Annotated in this window: 16 protein-coding genes; 15 read left to right on the top strand and 1 reads right to left on the bottom strand. The window is 65.6% G+C overall.

Annotated features, from left to right (window positions below):
• Positions 1 to 37: 37 nt before the first annotated feature.
• The 4 genes from SK1NUM_RS08895 to dapB all read left to right on the top strand — a co-directional run bounded on the left by SK1NUM_RS08895 (position 38) and on the right by dapB (position 4,698).
• Positions 38 to 916 carry a bifunctional riboflavin kinase/FAD synthetase gene (locus SK1NUM_RS08895; RefSeq protein WP_223927458.1) on the top strand — a complete coding sequence of 293 codons (879 nt, stop codon included), beginning with the start codon at positions 38 to 40 and terminating at the stop codon, positions 914 to 916.
• A gap of 156 nt (positions 917 to 1,072) precedes the next feature.
• Positions 1,073 to 1,336 carry a 30S ribosomal protein S15 gene (rpsO, locus tag SK1NUM_RS08890; RefSeq protein WP_212321256.1) on the top strand — a complete coding sequence of 88 codons (264 nt, stop codon included), beginning with the start codon at positions 1,073 to 1,075 and terminating at the stop codon, positions 1,334 to 1,336.
• Between the two features lie 308 nt (positions 1,337 to 1,644).
• The gene (locus SK1NUM_RS08885; RefSeq protein ID WP_212327653.1) at positions 1,645 to 3,858 is read left to right on the top strand and encodes a polyribonucleotide nucleotidyltransferase; all 2,214 of its coding nucleotides are present in this window, start codon (positions 1,645 to 1,647) and stop codon (positions 3,856 to 3,858) included.
• Positions 3,859 to 3,957: 99 nt separating this feature from the next.
• Entirely contained in the window at positions 3,958 to 4,698 is a 741-nt protein-coding gene (gene dapB, locus SK1NUM_RS08880; protein WP_212321249.1) for a 4-hydroxy-tetrahydrodipicolinate reductase, read from the top strand.
• Between the two features lie 17 nt (positions 4,699 to 4,715).
• On the opposite strand, the gene SK1NUM_RS08875 is transcribed toward dapB, so the two are convergent.
• Positions 4,716 to 5,264 carry a GNAT family N-acetyltransferase gene (locus SK1NUM_RS08875; RefSeq protein ID WP_212321248.1) on the bottom strand — a complete coding sequence of 183 codons (549 nt, stop codon included), beginning with the start codon at positions 5,262 to 5,264 and terminating at the stop codon, positions 4,716 to 4,718.
• 44 nt (positions 5,265 to 5,308) lie between these two features.
• On the opposite strand from SK1NUM_RS08875, the gene SK1NUM_RS08870 reads away from it, so the two are divergent.
• The 11 genes from SK1NUM_RS08870 (at position 5,309) to smc (ending at position 17,160) form a co-directional block, all read left to right on the top strand.
• A complete protein-coding gene (locus tag SK1NUM_RS08870; protein ID WP_212321247.1) occupies positions 5,309 to 6,985 on the top strand; it encodes a ribonuclease J in 1,677 nt (558 codons plus the stop codon).
• A gap of 139 nt (positions 6,986 to 7,124) precedes the next feature.
• Positions 7,125 to 7,310, top strand: coding sequence for a 50S ribosomal protein L28 (gene rpmB, locus SK1NUM_RS08865; RefSeq protein WP_212321246.1), 186 nt, complete (start codon positions 7,125 to 7,127; stop codon positions 7,308 to 7,310).
• A gap of 76 nt (positions 7,311 to 7,386) precedes the next feature.
• A complete protein-coding gene (locus SK1NUM_RS08860) occupies positions 7,387 to 9,597 on the top strand; it encodes an ATP-dependent DNA helicase RecG (RefSeq protein ID WP_212321245.1) in 2,211 nt (736 codons plus the stop codon).
• Complete coding sequence (locus SK1NUM_RS08855) at positions 9,594 to 10,172, top strand: RsmD family RNA methyltransferase (RefSeq protein ID WP_212321244.1); 579 nt, start codon at positions 9,594 to 9,596, stop codon at positions 10,170 to 10,172. The genes SK1NUM_RS08860 and SK1NUM_RS08855 overlap by 4 nt, the downstream gene beginning before the upstream one ends.
• Positions 10,169 to 10,645: a pantetheine-phosphate adenylyltransferase gene (coaD, locus tag SK1NUM_RS08850; protein ID WP_212321243.1), complete on the top strand. Its 477-nt coding sequence runs from the start codon at positions 10,169 to 10,171 to the stop codon at positions 10,643 to 10,645. The genes SK1NUM_RS08855 and coaD overlap by 4 nt, the downstream gene beginning before the upstream one ends.
• An 85-nt stretch (positions 10,646 to 10,730) precedes the next feature.
• Positions 10,731 to 11,279, top strand: coding sequence for a YceD family protein (locus SK1NUM_RS08845; RefSeq protein ID WP_212321242.1), 549 nt, complete (start codon positions 10,731 to 10,733; stop codon positions 11,277 to 11,279).
• A 74-nt stretch (positions 11,280 to 11,353) separates the two neighbouring features.
• A complete protein-coding gene (gene rpmF, locus SK1NUM_RS08840) occupies positions 11,354 to 11,545 on the top strand; it encodes a 50S ribosomal protein L32 (protein WP_212321240.1) in 192 nt (63 codons plus the stop codon).
• Positions 11,494 to 12,225, top strand: a complete 732-nt coding sequence (gene rnc / locus SK1NUM_RS08835) for a ribonuclease III (protein WP_223927456.1) — start codon at positions 11,494 to 11,496, stop codon at positions 12,223 to 12,225. Before rpmF ends, rnc begins: the two co-directional genes overlap by 52 nt.
• Positions 12,218 to 13,057, top strand: a complete 840-nt coding sequence (mutM, locus tag SK1NUM_RS08830) for a bifunctional DNA-formamidopyrimidine glycosylase/DNA-(apurinic or apyrimidinic site) lyase (RefSeq protein ID WP_212321238.1) — start codon at positions 12,218 to 12,220, stop codon at positions 13,055 to 13,057. The genes rnc and mutM overlap by 8 nt, the downstream gene beginning before the upstream one ends.
• A 3-nt stretch (positions 13,058 to 13,060) precedes the next feature.
• Positions 13,061 to 13,660, top strand: a complete 600-nt coding sequence (locus SK1NUM_RS08825; RefSeq protein ID WP_212321236.1) for a GtrA family protein — start codon at positions 13,061 to 13,063, stop codon at positions 13,658 to 13,660.
• Positions 13,642 to 17,160, top strand: a complete 3,519-nt coding sequence (gene smc / locus SK1NUM_RS08820; protein WP_212321234.1) for a chromosome segregation protein SMC — start codon at positions 13,642 to 13,644, stop codon at positions 17,158 to 17,160. The genes SK1NUM_RS08825 and smc overlap by 19 nt, the downstream gene beginning before the upstream one ends.
• Positions 17,161 to 17,164 lie beyond the last annotated feature (4 nt).

Below are 17,164 nucleotides of genomic sequence, written 5' to 3'. Positions count from 1 at the left end.
TATGCATGCGGCGTGGCCCGTCGCTAACCTTTCTATCGTGAACAGCGGAACCAGGGTCGTGGCCATCGGCAATTTTGATGGAGTGCATCTCGGGCATCGGAGTGTCCTCCAGGCTGAGCGGGGTGATGGTGAGCTTGCGGTGATCACCTTCTGGCCACATCCGCTGTCTGTGCTTGCTCCGGGACGGGCCCCGCGCCTACTGAGCGACCTGCCTGCCCGGATCGACCTGCTCAAACAGGCCGGCGCGTACGAGGTGCGCGTGGTGCGTTTCGACGAGAAAGTGGCTGCCATGAGCCCAGCCGAGTTCGTCGAACGCTTCGTCATCCCACTTGCCCCGCGGGTGGTCGTGGTGGGGGAGAATTTTCGTTTCGGCCGCCGTGCGTCCGGCGATGTGGCGACCCTCAGGGAGCTGGCCGCTGGGCGTTTCGACGTGCGTGCGCTCGGGCTTTCCGCCATCGACGCCCAGACCACGTGCTCCACCCTCATCAGGGAGGCCCTGGACCGTGGTGACGTGGGTTTGGCAGCCCAGCACCTGGGCCGTGAGTTCAGGCTCAGCGGCGTCGTGGTGGTGGGGGATCAGCGCGGACGAGAGCTGGGATTCCCGACGGCGAACCTGGCGATCCCGGCAGAACTGGCGGTCCCAGCGGATGGAGTGTACGCGGGCTGGCTCACCCCTCCGGGAGGCACCGCCCTGCCTGCTGCGATCTCGGTCGGATCGAATCCCACCTTTGACGGGGTTGACCGGCGGGTTGAGACCCATGTGTTGGATCGCAGCGACCTGGAGCTCTACGGGCTGCAGATCGACGTTGACTTCACCGAGCGGCTCCGCGGCCAGGTGCGCTTTGACGGCCGGGAAGACCTGATCGCGCAGATGAACCGCGATGTTGAGAACTGCCGCCACATCCTCACCCGGTAGGGACGAGATCCTGGGGTCTGTTACCGGTCGGTTTTGGCTTTAGGCGAGCAGCGGTGGTAGATTCTCACAGCTGCCGTTGATCGGCCACGGACTAGGAAGAGCCCCCACTGCACCCGCGACCGGGGCGCCGTGCAGCGAACCGGAAGGAGCCCCAGAATGGATGCTGCAGAGAAGACGAGGATCATCGAAGAGTACGCCACAAAGCCGGGTGACACCGGTTCGCCCGATGTGCAGATCGCTCTGCTCACCAAGCGGATCGCCCACCTGACTGAACATCTCAAGGTGCACAAGGGCGACCACCACAGCCGCCGTGGCCTGATGCTGATGGTCGGCCAGCGTCGCCGTCTGCTCAACTATGTCGCCCGTCAGGACGTCGAGCACTACCGCGAACTCATCGCGAGGCTTGGTCTGCGCCGCTGACCGCTTCAACTTGCCCAAAGACAGCCCCGTGCGCGGTGCTGTCTTTGTCGCATGCAAAGAACACAATGTCATGGGAGGCAGTCCCGCACACGCGGGGCTGCTTCCTATGCTGTCCGGGGCTAAACCGGTAGCATTGACATCAATTTCAGTCAACTATATATCTTGCTGCTTGCCAGGGGGTCTCACCTGGTCCTCGGTAGTGGCCTTCGGGTGCCGAATCTCCCGCGGGTCTCGATCGAAGACCGGTGGTACTGGCGGCGCACCGCGCCCTGCGGCAGCCAAACCACCGAAAGGAGCCAGTCTTGTCCATGGAAGGGCCTGGTCTCGAATTCTCTGAAGCCGTCATCGATAACGGCAAATATGGCCGCCACACCATTCGCTTCGAATCCGGCGTCTTGGCGCAGCAGGCAGACGGGTCGGCCGCCGTCTATCTCGACGGCGACACCATGCTCCTCGCCGCCACCACTGCCGCGAAAACCCCTCGGGACGCCATCGATTTCTTTCCGCTCACCGTCGACATCGAGGAGCGGATGTACGCCGCGGGACGCATCCCCGGCTCCTTCTTCCGCCGCGAGGGACGCCCCGGCGAGGGTGCCATCCTCGCCGCACGCCTGATCGACCGCCCTCTGAGGCCCGCTTTCGTGAAGGGACTGCGCAACGAGGTCCAGGTGATCGTCGATGTGCTCTCGCTCAACCCCACCCATTACTACGACGTGGTCGCCATCAATGCGGCATCGATGTCGACCACTCTGGCTGGGTTGCCGTTCTCAGGTCCCATCGGTGGGGTGCGCGTTGCGTTGATCGATGACACCTGGGTCTGTTTCCCGACCGTTGAGCAGGTAGCCAAGTCCTCCTTCCAGATGGTTGTCGCCGGCCGCGTCCTATCGGACGGGGACGTCGCGATCATGATGGTGGAGGCCGGCGGGACTGAGTCCACCTGGGAGAACGTGCGCGCCGGGAAGGTCGCGCCCACCGAGGAGGTCGTTGGACAGGGTCTGGAGGCGGCCAAGCCATTCATCAAGACGCTGTGCGACGCACAGTCCGAGCTGAAGGCGAAGCTGCCCAAGGAGACCTTCGACTTCCCCGTCTTCCTCGACTACGAGGACGATGTCTACGCCGCCGTCGAGGAGCTGGCATCTGGCCGTATCTCGGAGGCGATGCGGATCCCGGGCAAGCAGGACCGTGACGATGCCACCCACGCCGTCCGTCAGGACGTCACCGAGGCGCTGGCAGAGCGTTTCGAGGGGCGTGCCAACGAGATCGCGGCGGCTCTCAAGTCGCTGACCAAGACGATTGTCCGGCACCGCACCCTGACCGAGGGGGTCCGTATCGACGGGCGAGGTACGCGCGACATCCGCACCTTGTCCGCGGAGGTCGCCGTGATCCCGCGAGTTCACGGCTCGGCCCTGTTCCAGCGTGGCGAGACCCAGATCCTGGGAGTTTCCACCCTGAACATGCTGGACATGGAACAGAAGATCGATACCCTCTCCCCGGAGTCGACCAAGCGCTACATGCACAACTACAACTTCCCACCGTTCTCCACCGGTGAGACGGGGCGCGTCGGCTCCCCGAAGCGCCGCGAGATCGGTCACGGGGCCCTCGCCGAACGCGCCATCCTCCCGGTGCTTCCCACCCGGGAGGAGTTCCCCTACGCCATCCGCCAGGTCTCCGAAGCCATCGGATCCAACGGATCCACATCGATGGGGTCGGTGTGCGCCTCCACGCTATCGCTGCTGAACGCAGGCGTGCCTCTGAAGGCGCCTGTCGCGGGCATCGCGATGGGTCTCATGAGCGAGGACATCGACGGCCAGACTCGCTACATCGCTCTCACAGACATCCTGGGAGCTGAGGACGCTCTCGGCGACATGGACTTCAAGGTCGCGGGCACCCGTGACTTCGTGACTGCCCTGCAGCTCGACACCAAGCTCAACGGCATCCCGGCCGCCGAGTTGCAAAAGGCGTTGCTGCAGGCCCGCGAGGCCCGGCACACGTTGCTCGAGGTGATGGGCGAGGCCATCGACGTCCCAGACGAGATGAGCCCCTACGCGCCCCGCATCGTGACGCTGCGCATTCCCGTCGACAAGATCGGTGAGGTCATCGGCCCCAAGGGCAAGGTCATCAACCAGATCCAGGACGACACGGGTGCGAACATCGCCATCGAGGACGACGGTACTATCTACGTCGGCGCTGACACTGGGGAGGCAGCAGAGGCGGCGGTCTCTGCCATCAACGCCATAGCGAACCCGCACATGCCGGAGAAGGGGGAGCGCTTCCTCGGCACCGTGGTGAAGATCACCACTTTCGGGGCGTTCGTCTCACTGCTTCCCGGCAAGGATGGCCTGCTGCACATCAGCAAGCTGCGCGCTCTTGCCGGCGGCAAGCGAGTCGAGGATGTCGAGGACGTCGTCTCGGTGGGTCAGAAGATCCAGGTGGAGATCTCCGACATCGATGATCGCGGCAAGCTGAGCCTGGTCCCTGTGATCGAGGAGGCCGAGGAGAAAACCGAGGCTCAGAAGGCCTGATCCGCTGAGCAAGACAGTAGTGGCCGGCCCACCTAGTGGGCTGGCCACTACTGTCCGGTACAGATGTATGGTGTCAAAAAAGGGAAAGGGACGTAGACGATGAGCAGGATCCGGGTTGGCATCTTCGGCATTGAGGGAAAGATGGGCAGTGAGGTGCGCAAAGCGGCCGGGGCCACGGACGACCTGGAGGTCATCGGGGGCGTCGACCTCGGTGGGCAGCGCGAGCAGATCGCGGCTGCCCAGGTGGCAGTGGACTTCACCCATCCCGACGCGGTCATGGGCAACATCGAGTGGTGTGTGCCCCGCGGCATCAGCATGGTGATCGGTACCACGGGGTTCACCCAGGAGCGGATTGCCCGGGTGCGTGAGCTCTGCTCCGCCAGCCCGGGGACCGGTGTGCTGGTGGCGTCTAACTTCTCCATCGGCGCGGTGCTGATGATGCAGTTCGCAGCCAAGGCAGCTCCCTTCTACCCGAGTGCCGAGATCATCGAACTGCACCATCCGAACAAGGCTGACGCGCCGTCGGGCACCTCTGCGACCACCGCTGGGAGGATCGCCGCTGCCCGTGCCACTGCTGGCATGGGGCCGGTACCGGACGCGACGGTGCACGATGCCGGGGCTCGCGGAGCTGTTGTCGACGGCATCCACATCCATGGTGTCCGGCTTCAGGGGCTCGTCGCCCACCAGGAGGTGCTGCTGGGCGCCAGCGGGGAGACTCTCACGATCCGGCATGACAGTTTTGACCGGGCAAGCTTCATGCCAGGTGTCCTGGCGGGGGTGCGGTGGGTCGTCGGTCATCCTGGCCTGACCGAGGGCATTGAAACAGTGATTGGGCTCTGACAGGGATCTGGGATCGGTCAGCCGTCGCCGGTTGAGGAGCCCTCATCTGCGATCCTGGTCATCAGCCTGATCTGCTTGACGGCATCCGCCTCGTCCTCCATCCCCAGGGACCGATGGGCACCGTCTGCTCCCCAGCCGCATTCCATCAGGAAACTGCGGAGCGCGTCGTCGTCGCTGCGTATCCACCAGGTGGCGGTCTCATAGCCGTCGGCCCGCAGCGTGTCGGCTGCGGCGTTTACCAGGCGGGCGGCGTGGTCGCCCAGGTCGTCCCTCGCCGTGATGAACTCCGCGATCATGCCATCGGCAACGTCGGCATCCGGGTCGTTGCTTGGTCCCGTGACGGTGAAACCGACCACCTGCCCCTGGGAGATGGCCACCAGCACTCGGCAGTGTGCGAGCGGAGGCCTGACGATGGCTTCATGCCAGGTGCGCACTGCCTGATCGGCGGGTATCGTCGCGAGGGCTGGGGCCATACCTGGCTGCCGGGACCAGGAGTTGCGCTGGAGCCGCGCTATGTCGGCCGCCTCAGCCGGCATGGCGAGTCTCACAGAGTCGGGAACGGGCATGCCCGCCAGTGTAGTGACGACGGTTGTGCACTAGCCTGTGGCAGGTGAGTGAACTGCGTACCCCCCCGCCTTTGAAGCCTGGAACCCTTCGTGTGACACCTCTGGGAGGGCTCGGTGATGTGGGCCGCAATAGTGCATCCTTCGAGATCGGCGGTGAGATTGTCCTGGTCGACTGCGGTGTCCTGTTTCCCGAGGACCGTCACCCGGGTGTTGACCTGATTCTTCCGGCTCTCGGCTTGTTGTCGGACCGCCTGGACGATATCCGTGCGCTGGTGCTCACCCACGGTCACGAGGATCACATCGGAGCTGTTCCGTACCTGCTGAAGCAGCGTACGGATATCCCCGTCTACGGTTCCAAGCTGACCCTTGCCCTGGTGGCAAGCAAGTTGAAGGAGCACCGTATCCGCGGTTACCGCCTGATTGAGGTGAAAGAGGGGGAGCGCCACCAGGCCGGTGCTTTCGGCCTGGAGTTCTTCGCGGTGAACCACTCCATCCCCGACGGGCTGGCCGTTGCCCTGCATACTTCCGCGGGCACCGTCCTGCACACCGGTGACTTCAAGATGGACCAGCTGCCCCTGGACGGCCGGATCACGGACCTGCGGGCTTTCGCCCGCTTGGCCGATGAGGGGGTGGACCTGTTTATGCCGGACTCCACCAACGCCGAGACCCCGGGATTCACGCCGTTGGAGAAGGACATCGAGCCATCCATCGCCCGGGTGTTTGACCAGGCGGAGAAGAAACTGATCGTCGCCTGTTTCGCCTCGCACGTGCACCGGGTGCAGCAGGTGCTGAATCTGGCGGTGAAACATGGCCGCAAGGTGGCCTACGTCGGCCGCTCCATGGTGCGTAACATGACAACTGCCCGGGACCTGGGCTATCTGCACGTACCGGCCAACGTCCTGATTGAGATGAAGGACATCGACAAGTACCGCGATGACCAGGTGGTGATCATCTCCACCGGGTCGCAGGGTGAGCCACTCGCGGCACTCAGCCGGATAGCCAACCGGGAACACCCTGTGATCGAGTTGGGGCCAGGTGATGTTGTCCTGCTGGCGAGTTCCCTGATTCCCGGCAATGAGAACTCGGTTTACCGGGTCATCAACGGCCTGACGAAACTGGGGGCGCAGGTGGTGCACAAGGGCAATGCTTTTGTGCACGTCTCAGGTCACGCCTCAGCCGGCGAGCTGCTGTACTGCTATAACATCCTCAGGCCGCGGAACGTGATGCCAGTCCATGGTGAGATCCGGCACCTGATCGCCAATGCGAAACTGGCCATCTCCACCGGGGTCCCAGCTGAGAACACCGTGGTCTGCGAGGACGGGGACGTGGTGGACCTGGCCGATGGCCGCGCCTCTAAGGTTGGGCGCGTGGATGCCTCCTATGTCTTCGTGGACGGCTCGACCGTGGGGGACATCACCGACTCGATCAGCGACCGCCTCATCCTCGGGGAGGAAGGGTTCATCTCCGTTGTGGCCGCGGTCAGCCTCCACACCAGATCCGTGATCGGCGACCTGGACATCAACGCCCGGGGGTTCGCGGAGGAGCCTTCGGTCTTCGATGCGGTCCGGGAACAGATCCGCGAGGATCTGCAACGGGCCCTGGACGACGGTGTGGACGACATCTACCGCCTGCAGCAGGTGATACGGCGTACTATCGGTGCCTGGGTCTCCCGTAGGCTGCGCCGCCGTCCCATGATTGTTCCCGTGGTGGTAGCCACCTGATGCTTCTCTCACACAATCAGTTTGAGGATCTGTGCCATCTCGGGTTATCATCTACCGGTTGCCCGCTGCGGCGGGTGAACCCAATGATCGAACCAGGCGCTGCCTAGGCGCGTCTGGCCCAAGCAACAAGGAGATTCCAGTGGCTGCCGTCTGCGATATCTGCGCCAAGGGACCCGGCTTCGGTCACAACGTGCCCTGGTCGAAGAAGAAGACTAACCGTCGCTGGAACCCGAACATCCAGCGTGTCCGTGCGACCGTCAACGGTACCCCCAAGCGTCTCAACGTGTGCACCTCCTGTCTCAAGGCAGGGAAGGTCACCCGCTGACCGAGGAGTTCAGGCAACGGCTCGCGGCTGAGGCTGCGAGCCGTTTTTCGTCGCCGCATCTCGGTAGGCTCAAGCCATGAGCCGATTCCGGACCCCGATACATCGCGAGCTGAGCCGCAGGCTACGGGACGTCGTGGGTGCGGATTCCGCTGCCGAAATGGCCCGGCTGGGGCTAGTCACCCTGGGAGACCTCCTGCGGCATGTGCCGCGCCGCTACCTGGCCGGGACCGAGATGAGCGATTTCCGGGCGCTTCATCCCGGCGAGGACGTTGCTGTCGTGGCGAAGGTGGTGGCGACCACCATCGTGGATGGCCGTACCACCCGGGTGGAGACCGTGCTCACCGACGGGCACGGGGAGTTGAGGGCTGCCTTCTTCGTGCCCCAGAAACGCCCGCGGTACGCCAACTACTGGGCTGGGCAGCTGGCGCCGGGGGCCCGCGGCATCTTCGTCGGCAAGGTGGGGGAGTTCAGGGGACAGCTCCAGCTCACGCACCCGGATTACGTCATCATTGATGAATTCGGGGCCATCACAGGCCGTAAAGCCGATGCGCGGGCAGCGATGGTCAAGGTGATCCAGCGTGCCCGCCTGGTCGGCCTGTATCCGGCCACTTCGAAGCTGGTCACCTGGAAGATCGCTGATGCGATAGCGCTGGCGCTGCCCCAGGTGTTGCCGCTTGGTGACACGCTTCCCGGGTGGGTGGTGGAACGAGCCGGTGTGCTTGCCTTCCCGGATGCGCTGCGGGAGGTCCACGAGCCCGTCACCGAGCTGGACGCAAAGCGGGGCATCGCCCGGCTGAAGTTCGATGAGGCGTTCGGTATGCAGCTGGCCATGGCCAGGCGGCGGGCCGTCCTCGCCGAACGCACCACCACTCCCCGGCCGCGCCGCATCGACGGGATCCTCGCCGCTTTCGATACCTCGCTGCCGTACCAGCTGACTGCTGGGCAGCAGAGGGTGGGGGAGACACTTTTCGCAGAGCTGGCCACCGAGCGCCCGATGCATCGCCTCCTGCAGGGAGAGGTCGGCTCGGGCAAGACCCTCGTCGCGCTTCGCGCCATGCTCGCGGTCGTTGACGCAGGAGGCCAGGCCGCGCTGCTGGCTCCCACTGAGGTGCTGGCCAGGCAACATTACGCATCGATCACAGCTCTGCTTGGTGAGCTGGGGGCCGCTGGGATGCTGGAAGCCCATCCGCAGGCCACCCAGGTGGCGTTTCTGACCGGCAGTCTGACTGCTGCGGGCCGACGCAGCGCCCGCGCGGCCGTGGCCTCGGGTGAGGCAGGGCTGGTGATCGGTACCCATGCGCTGCTCTCTGAGGGGGTGGAGTTCGCCGATCTGGGGCTCGTCGTGGTGGACGAGCAGCACCGGTTCGGTGTCGAGCAGCGGGCTGCGCTGGCTGCGAAATCCGAGCGCCAGCCTCACACGCTGGTGATGACCGCCACCCCCATCCCGCGCTCCGTGGCGATGACGGTGTTCGGGGATCTGGAGACCATCGAGCTGAGGGACCGCCCAGCTGGGCGCGCCGAGGTCAAGACCGTCTTCGTCGACACCGCCCGCAATCCGCATTGGGTGGACCGCGCCTGGGAACGGATCCGTGAGGAGGTCACCGAGGGACGGCAGGCCTTCGTGGTCTGCCCGGCGATCTCTGGCAACAAGACCGAAGGAGAGTTGGAGGCTGGCGCTGGGCTGAGCGCGGTGATGGAGGTCGCCCCCATGCTCGCCGAGGGTCCGCTCAAGGGGCTGCGGGTCGGGATGGTGCACGGCCGACAGGCCGCAGCCGAGCGCGACCAGGCCATGCAGGCCTTCACAGCAGGGGAGCTGGATGTCCTGGTGGCGACCACCGTGATCGAGGTTGGGGTGGATATACCGAACGCCTCAGTGATGGTCATCCTCGACGCCGATCGCTTTGGCATCGCCCAGCTGCATCAGCTACGCGGACGGATAGGCCGGGGAACGCATCCCGGGCTGTGCCTGCTGCTCGCCGCCCCCACGCCGGAGGCCCTCGGGTCAGTCGAACGGCTCAATGCGCTGGTGGCCTCTACTGACGGTTTCGACCTCGCGGAGCGGGATCTGGAGTTGCGGCGTGAGGGCGACGTCCTTGGTGCGGCCCAGTCCGGAGCCTCGTCATTGAAGCTGCTGCGAGTGCTGGGGGACCGTGAGGTGATCGAACAGGCGAAGGAACTGGCAGCCGAGATACTCGCGGATTCCCGGGCCGCTCAGGACCCCCTGCTCGCCGACCTGATTGATCAGGCTGAGCAGGCAGCTGCCGGCGAGTGGCTGGAGAAGGGATGACCCGGATCATTGCCGGCCGGGCCCGGGGAGTGCACCTGGCCTCACCCCGCTCTGGGACTCGCCCCACCAGTGACCGGGTCCGGGAGGCTCTGTTCTCCAGCCTGGCGACCTGGTTCGGCACCGCGGAACAGCCAGCTGCCGAACATCTGGAGGGCATGGCGGTCCTCGACCTGTATGCCGGCACCGGGGCGGTGGCGCTGGAGGCGGCGAGCCGGGGGGCAGCGCAGGTGGTGGCTGTTGACACCAGCACCGCCTCCCTGATCTCGGGGAACGCCCGCAAAGCAGGACTCCGCGTCGAGGCCAGGGCAGGGAGAGTTGAGGGACGGCTCCCGCCCGGCCCCTGGGACCTGGTTTTCGCGGATCCTCCCTACGAACTGGATTCGGCGAGCCTGGACAGGGCCCTGGCGCCGCTTTTCGGTTCCGGGATGCTGAATCCCCAGGCCCTCGTCGTTGTGGAGCGCTCGAAACGCTCCACCCCTCCATCGTGGCCCGGTGAACTCGACGACCATTGGTGCCGCGACTACGGTGAGACCCGTCTCTACTTCGCAGCCACGAGACCGGCAGGAGAATCATGACCAAGGTGCTGTGCCCCGGCTCCTTCGACCCCATCACCAATGGCCACCTTGACATCATCACCCGGGCCCGGGACCTGTTCGGGGAGGTGCTGGTCGCCGTGGGCCGCAACAGCCTGAAGTCCGGCTACCTGTTCGGGGATCAGCGCGTCAGCCTGGTCCGCGAGGCCACCGCCCATCTCGACGGGGTCACTGTGGAGGAGATGGGCGGCTTGTTGGTCGATTTCGCCGAAGAACATGGCATAGACACCGTCGTCAAGGGCTTGCGGTTCGGTGCCGACTTTGACTTCGAGCTTCAGCTGGCGAATATGAACCACGCGCTGACGGGCCTAGAGACCGTCCTGTTCCCGGCCGCGGCCCAGAACGTCACCCTGTCCAGCACCATCATTCGCGAGGTCATCAGGCTGGGTGGCGATGTTGCCGGACAAGTACCCCCATGCGTAGTGGAGGCCGCCGCCAGACTTCGGATGCAGTGATGTTTGGTGAATTATTGCCAAGTCGGTAAGATGATCCTTCGGTCATGACGTGGTCATGGTCGATCGGACGAAGGGAATGGCTGCCATGAACTCCGTGCATCACCATCTGGACCGCCGCCGTCCGTATGTCTTTGACGTGCTGGAGCTGGGGCGGCGCCCGGGGGCGATGAAGGAGATTCAGACCAGCGTCCCTGCTCCGGTTGATCTCGGCTACGAGGTGATCGCAGTACCACAGGACTCCGAAGTCGGCTTGGACCTCAAACTTGAGGCCGTCGTCGAAGGGGTGCTGGCTACGGGGACGGTTCACGCGGAGATTCGCGGTGAATGTGCCCGATGTCTGAGTCAGATCGAGGATGAGAAGTCCTTCGAACTGCAGGAACTCTACTTCTACCCCGGCAACGAGGTGGATGAGGAAGAGAGCCTCGTCATTGACGATGCGATCGACCTGGAGGAGGCCTTGCGGGACGCTGTGGTGCTGGAGCTGCCGTTCACGCCCCTATGTGATCCCGACTGCCTGGGACTGTGCCAGGAGTGCGGGTTCAACCTGAACAACGATCCCGGTCACGGGCACGACGAGAAGGTGGACCCACGCTGGGAGAAGCTGGCTGGGCTTGATCTTCGCAGCGACAACTGAGACCAAGAGAAGAGGGCACTGACCGGTTCTTTGCCGTGCCCGGCCAGTGAGTTCATAAGTTCGAGGAGAAGATCGTGGCCGTTCCGAAGCGCAAGATGTCGCGCAGCAACACCCGTTCGCGCCGTGCGCAGTGGAAGACGTCCGTCGTCCCCACCGTCACCTGCGTGAATCCGGCTTGCCGCGAACCACACCTGTCCCATACCGCCTGCCCCTCGTGCGGCCAGTACGGTCCCAAGGGCGCTCGCCGTCAGGTCGTCGAGGCCTGAGCAAGCTAGTTGCCCTCCTTGACAAGCTGGGCGTCCAGCCGGACGCCCAGCTCTTTGAGTTGGCCTTCACCCACCGCAGCTTCGCCTTTGAACATGGACGTATCCCCAGCAACGAACGGCTGGAGTTCCTGGGCGATGCCGTGCTGCAGATCGTGGTGACTGAGCACATCTTCATTTCTTTTCCCGAGCTTGCCGAGGGGCAGCTCGCGAAACTACGGGCTTCGGTCGTCAGTTCTCATGCCCTGGCTGATGTGGCACGTGAACTTGAGCTGGGGGAGTTGATCCGGTTGGGCCAGGGGGAGATCAACACCGGCGGATCGGACAAGACCTCCATCCTGGCCGACACGATGGAGGCTGTGATCGGCGCGATTCATCTCTCGGGTGGTGCTGAGGCCTCTGCGAGCTTCGTGCACGCTCTTCTTGACGGGCGGATTGCTGCGAGCGAGCTTGAGGGGCATTACACCGACTACAAGACCGCATTGCAGGAATACTGCGCACACAATGACCTGGAACCGCCGCGATACGAGATCGTGGGTGAGGGACCGGACCATCAGCGCACCTTCACCGCCACCGTCATCATCGGTGGTGGTCCGGCAGGCACCGGGGTGGCATCAAGTAAGAAACGCGCCGAGCAACTCGCAGCCCACGAGGCATGCCGGAGCCTGTTGCCCAATGCCTGAGCTCCCGGAGGTTGAGGTGGTGCGCCGGGGCCTGGAGAATCACCTGACCGGACGCCGCCTTGAGGCGGTGACGGTTCTTCATCCCCGGCCTGTGCGTGCCCACCCGGCTGGCGCGGAGGGATTCACCTCCGAGATCACCGGGCGCCGCGTCGACGCCGTCGCGCGCCGCGGAAAATACCTGTGGCTGGTGCTGGGCGATGATGCCATGATCGCCCACCTGGGGATGAGCGGACAGTTTCGCGTGAACCAGCCCGGGGATCCGCAACTCCGGAACACGCGCGTGCTCTTCGATCTGGACGATGGCGCCCAGCTGCGGTTCATCGACCAGCGGATGTTCGGGCATCTCGAGTTCGTCCCGGCTGGTGGCCGGTGCCCGGTGCCGCACATCGCCCTCGATCCCTTCGACCCGGTTTTCGACCCCAGCACGGTCGCCCGGAGAATGAGGGCAAAACACACCACGGTGAAACGGGCCCTCCTCGATCAGGGCCTCGTCTCCGGGATCGGCAACATCTACGCCGACGAGTCCCTGTGGCGTGCGAAGCTGCATTTCGACCACCCCACTGCACGCCTCGCCCAGGCCCGTGCCATATCACTGCTGAAGCATGCCCGCGATGTCATGTCGGAGGCTTTGACCGCCGGCGGCACATCCTTCGACTCGCTGTACGTCAATATCAACGGCGAGTCGGGTTATTTTGAACGTGGACTTGATGCCTACGGGCGCGAGGACCAGCCATGTCGCCGCTGTGCCACGCCGATGGTGCGCCGGCGATTCACCAACCGCAGCAGCTTTCTGTGCCCGAGGTGCCAGCGGCTGCCCAAGCCGTCAGGATGATTCATGAGTGCAATCGGCAAGTTACTTCGCAACAACCGGGACTCCCTGTGGCAACTCTTCCGTTTCGGGATTGTCGGTGGTCTCGGCGTGCTGGTGAACATGGGGGTGGTCATTCTGTGTAGGAAGTTGTTTCCGGTGGTCTGGCCGAGTGCAGCGATCCCCGAGGGTGAGGGAGTGTGGCTGGCTATCCCGGGAACCGAGTTCAACATCCGCTGGTACCACGTGATGGCCACGATCGCCTTTCTGGTGGCGAACCTGTTCAACTTCCAGCTCAACCGCTGGTGGACCTTCAAATCCCACAGAATTGCGGGATGGTTCCGCGAGTACTGGCCCTTCCTGACCGTCGGGCTCGTCGCCCAGGCCGCCGGCTTGGTGATCATGACGGCCCTGATGCACCCACACTCCCCGGTGGCCCTTCCCACGGACATCCTCGACGGTTCCTCAGGCCTGCGGAGCCGCCAGTACTGGGCGCAACTGATCTCCATCATCTGCACTATTCCTGTTGCCTTCCTGGTCAACAAGTTCTGGACCTTCCGAGCCGTCCGTGAGTCCGGGAGCCCCACGGAACAGGCGGAACAGCCTGCATGTACCTCAAACAGCTGATCCTCAGGGGATTCAAGTCTTTCGCTTCGGCCACCACCCTTGACTTCGAGCCGGGCATCACCTGCATCGTCGGACCCAACGGGTCCGGCAAGTCCAATGTGGTCGACGCCCTGAGCTGGGTGATGGGTGAACAGGGGGCCAAAAGCCTGCGCGGCGGGAAGATGGAGGACGTCATCTTCGCGGGCACGTCCAAACGCGCCCCGCTGGGACGGGCGGAAGTGCAGCTGACCATCGACAACTCCGATGGCGCACTGCCCATCGAGTACTCGGAAGTGACGATCACCCGCACCATGTTCCGCAGCGGCGGCTCCGAGTATGCCATCAACGGCATCCCCTCCAGGCTGCTGGACGTGACGGAGCTGCTGAGCGACTCCGGCATCGGCCGCGAAATGCACGTGATCGTCGGGCAGGGCCAGCTCGACGCCATCCTCCAGGCCACTCCTGAGTCCCGGAGAGGATTCATTGAGGAGGCCGCCGGGGTCCTCAAACATCGCAAGCGCAAAGAGAAGGCCGTCCGGAAACTGGAAGGGACGAAGGCAAACCTGGAACGGCTTCAGGACCTGATCGGAGAACTGCAGCGTCAGCTCAAACCGCTCGGCCGTCAGGCCGAGACCGCCCGTCGGGCCGCCATCATCCAGGCGGAGCAGCGCGACGCGAAGGCTCGCCTGCTCGCCGATGACCTCCAGAGCGCCCGGGAGGCCCTAGCTGCCGACCTCGCCGACGAGGCCGCAGCAGCCGAGGCCAAAGAACGTGCAGAGGCTGAGGCCCGGGCGGCCCTGGATGCGGAGGAGGCAGCGGAGCAGGAGCTGAAGGAGGCGTCGCAGCACTTCGACCGCTGCCAGGAGCGATGGTATGCGCTGGCGGCCCTGAGGGAGCGGGTGTCCTCGACGCTCTCGGTGGCGGCCGAGCGGATGCGCCACGGCGACGCCCAGCCCGCCATCGACACGTCCAGCCGGGATCCCGAGTCCCTGGAGGCCGAGGCCCGCGAGGTCAGGGCACGCGAGGCTGAGCTGGCTGAGGACATCGAGCAGGCGCAGGCCGCGCTGCGGGAGACCTCCGGGCATCGGGGCGAGGTGGAGACCCAGCACTCCGAGGCCGAGCAGGCCTACTCCGCGGCACTGCGCGCGGTTGCCGATCGGCGGGAGGGGCTGGCCCGGCTCAAAGGACAGGTGGCCTCAGTGCGTTCCCGCCTTGAAGCCGGCCAGGGCGAGGAGCAGCGCCTAGCCGGCCGCCGGGAGGAGGCCCTCGCGCGGGCGCGGGAGGCCGCGGACCGGTACCGGAAGGCCGAGAACACCCTCGCCGGGCTGGGCACCGACGAGTCGAGCCTGGACGCTACCTGGGAGAGGGCCAGCAAGGCTGTCGCAGAGCGTGAGGCCGAAGTCGGAGGGCTGGTGGAGCAGGAGACACGCACCGCGCGGGAGAAAGCCGCTCTCACCGCACGTGCGGAGGCCCTGCGCCTGGCGACGCAGCAGCGTGACGGCTCCTCCGACCTGCTGGGGCAGCGCGGGATCCTGGGACGGATGGGAGACCTCATCCAGGTGGCCCCCGGCTGGGAGCAGGCCGTCGCGGCAGGGCTTGGAGCCGCGGCCGAGGCGGTCGTGGCAGCCGGGCTTGACGATGCCCTGGCCGCCATCGCGCACCTGACTGAGCAGGACCTGGGGCGGGCTCCCGTGGTGGTGGCCGGCGCGGCGGCGCAGGACAAGGTGCCGCTGCTCGACCTGATCACCGCGCCGACAGAGCTAGAGGGTGCCTTGAGCCGGCTGCTGGCCGGTGTCGTCGCCGTCGAGGACCTCGCCGCTGCCAGGGCCAGTGTCGCAGACAGTCCAGCTTTGGTCGCTGTCACCAGGGCAGGGGATCGGCTGTCCGGCTGGCTGGTTGAAGGCGGGTCTGCCGCGAAACCCTCACTGCTGGCCCTGAACGCCGAGCTCGCAGAAGCCGAGGAGCACCTGGCGCAGGCCGCTGCAGCAGCGGATCGGCAGAGGTTCGCCCTGGAGGCCGCCCGCAGCGACCTGCAGCAGGCCCGCGACGAGGAGTCGGCAGCCCTGGCCGCTCTGCACGAGTCCGATGCGCAGTTCACCGCAGTCTCGGATGAGCTCGGTGCTCACCGACAGGCGCAGGCCGCCGCGACCCGCGAGGCCGACCGCCTGAGTGCCGCCATCGCCGCGGCCCAGGAGGGCCGGGCGGAGCATGAGGGAAAGCTGGCTGAACTGCAGGCACGGCTTTCCGCCGCGAGCGACGAGGAACTGGCCGACCCTGACCCCGCACGGCGCGACGAGCTGGCGGTGACGGCGCGGGCGGCCCGGCAGGCCGAGATGGAGGCAAGGCTGCGATTACGCACCGCCGAGGAGCAGGCCCGGTCTCTGGCAGGCCGGGCCGATGGGCTGTTGCGTGCCGCCGCCGCGGAACGCCAGTCCCGGGCACGCGCCCGGGCCCGGGCTGAGCAGCTGCGGCGTGAGGCCGCGGTGGGCAAGACTGTGCACGAGGCCGCGCTGCGCTTGTCCGCAGCGGTTGAGGCCACCATGGAGCGAGCCGCGGCCAGCCGTGATTCCGCGGAGTCCCGGCGCCGCGCAGCTGAAGCCGCCACGGTGGCAGCCAGACAGGCGTCCAGGGCGGCGGGGCAGCGTCTGGAAGAACTCATGCGGGGCGCTCACCGCGATGAGCTGGCCCGGATCGAGCACCGGATGCGGATCGAGCAGCTGGAGGAGCGGAGCCTGGGCGAGCTGGGGCTGGAGGGGGACCAGCTGGTCGCTGAGTATGGCCCTGAGCAGCCCATTGCGGTCCTCACCCGCCCGGACGGGTCGGCGCTTGGCCCCGACGACGAGGTGCCTGAGCCGGTCGCCTACGTGCGCGCCGAACAGGAGAAACGGCTCCGCCGCGCCGAACGCGGGCTGGCGGCCCTCGGCCGGGTAAACCCGCTGGCGCTCGAGGAGTTCGAGGCCCTGAAAATCCGGCATGCCTTTCTGGCGGAGCAGCTTGCCGACTTGAAACAGACCCGGGCCGACCTGCTAGCGCTGATCGATGACGTCGACCAGCGCGTCCAGGAGGTCTTCGAGGCCGCCTACCGCGATGTGGAGCGCACCTTCGGGAAGGTCTTCGAGCGGCTCTTCCCGGGCGGTGAGGGGAAACTGGTGCTGACCGAGCCCGGCAACTGGCTTGAGACGGGCGTCGATGTTGAGGCCCGGCCTGCTGGTAAGCAGGTCAAGCGACTTTCACTGCTGTCGGGCGGGGAGCGGTCCTTGGTGGCTGTGGCCTTCCTGGTCAGCCTTTTCATCGCGCGGCCGAGCCCCTTCTACATCCTTGACGAAGTGGAGGCGGCCCTTGACGACGCTAATCTCGGACGTCTGCTCGCGATCTATGAGGAACTGCGGCAGAGCTCCCAGCTGCTGGTCATTACCCACCAGAAACGCACCATGGAGATCGCCGACAGCCTGTACGGGGTCACCATGCGGGGAGACGGCATCTCCACCGTGGTCAGCCAGCGCCTGCAGCAGCGGGATTAGGCCA

The sequence above is a fragment of the Arachnia rubra genome, assembly GCF_019973735.1.
GTDB lineage: Bacteria > Actinomycetota > Actinomycetes > Propionibacteriales > Propionibacteriaceae > Arachnia > Arachnia rubra.
Note: the sequence above shows the minus strand (reverse complement) of the source record. Positions and strands in the feature narration are given on the sequence as shown.

What these genes read in the sequence shown, in the direction of transcription:
- rpsO (WP_212321256.1), top strand. Translation starts at nt 1,073, where the DNA reads ATGGATGCTGCAGAGAAGACGAGGATCATCGAAGAGTACGCCACAAAG.
- SK1NUM_RS08885 (WP_212327653.1), top strand. Translation starts at nt 1,645, where the DNA reads ATGGAAGGGCCTGGTCTCGAATTCTCTGAAGCCGTCATCGATAACGGC.
- dapB (WP_212321249.1), top strand. Translation starts at nt 3,958, where the DNA reads ATGAGCAGGATCCGGGTTGGCATCTTCGGCATTGAGGGAAAGATGGGC.
- SK1NUM_RS08875 (WP_212321248.1), bottom strand. Translation starts at nt 5,264, where the DNA reads ATGCCCGTTCCCGACTCTGTGAGACTCGCCATGCCGGCTGAGGCGGCC.
- SK1NUM_RS08860 (WP_212321245.1), top strand. Translation starts at nt 7,387, where the DNA reads ATGAGCCGATTCCGGACCCCGATACATCGCGAGCTGAGCCGCAGGCTA.
- SK1NUM_RS08855 (WP_212321244.1), top strand. Translation starts at nt 9,594, where the DNA reads ATGACCCGGATCATTGCCGGCCGGGCCCGGGGAGTGCACCTGGCCTCA.
- coaD (WP_212321243.1), top strand. Translation starts at nt 10,169, where the DNA reads ATGACCAAGGTGCTGTGCCCCGGCTCCTTCGACCCCATCACCAATGGC.
- SK1NUM_RS08845 (WP_212321242.1), top strand. Translation starts at nt 10,731, where the DNA reads ATGAACTCCGTGCATCACCATCTGGACCGCCGCCGTCCGTATGTCTTT.
- mutM (WP_212321238.1), top strand. Translation starts at nt 12,218, where the DNA reads ATGCCTGAGCTCCCGGAGGTTGAGGTGGTGCGCCGGGGCCTGGAGAAT.
- SK1NUM_RS08825 (WP_212321236.1), top strand. Translation starts at nt 13,061, where the DNA reads ATGAGTGCAATCGGCAAGTTACTTCGCAACAACCGGGACTCCCTGTGG.
- smc (WP_212321234.1), top strand. Translation starts at nt 13,642, where the DNA reads ATGTACCTCAAACAGCTGATCCTCAGGGGATTCAAGTCTTTCGCTTCG.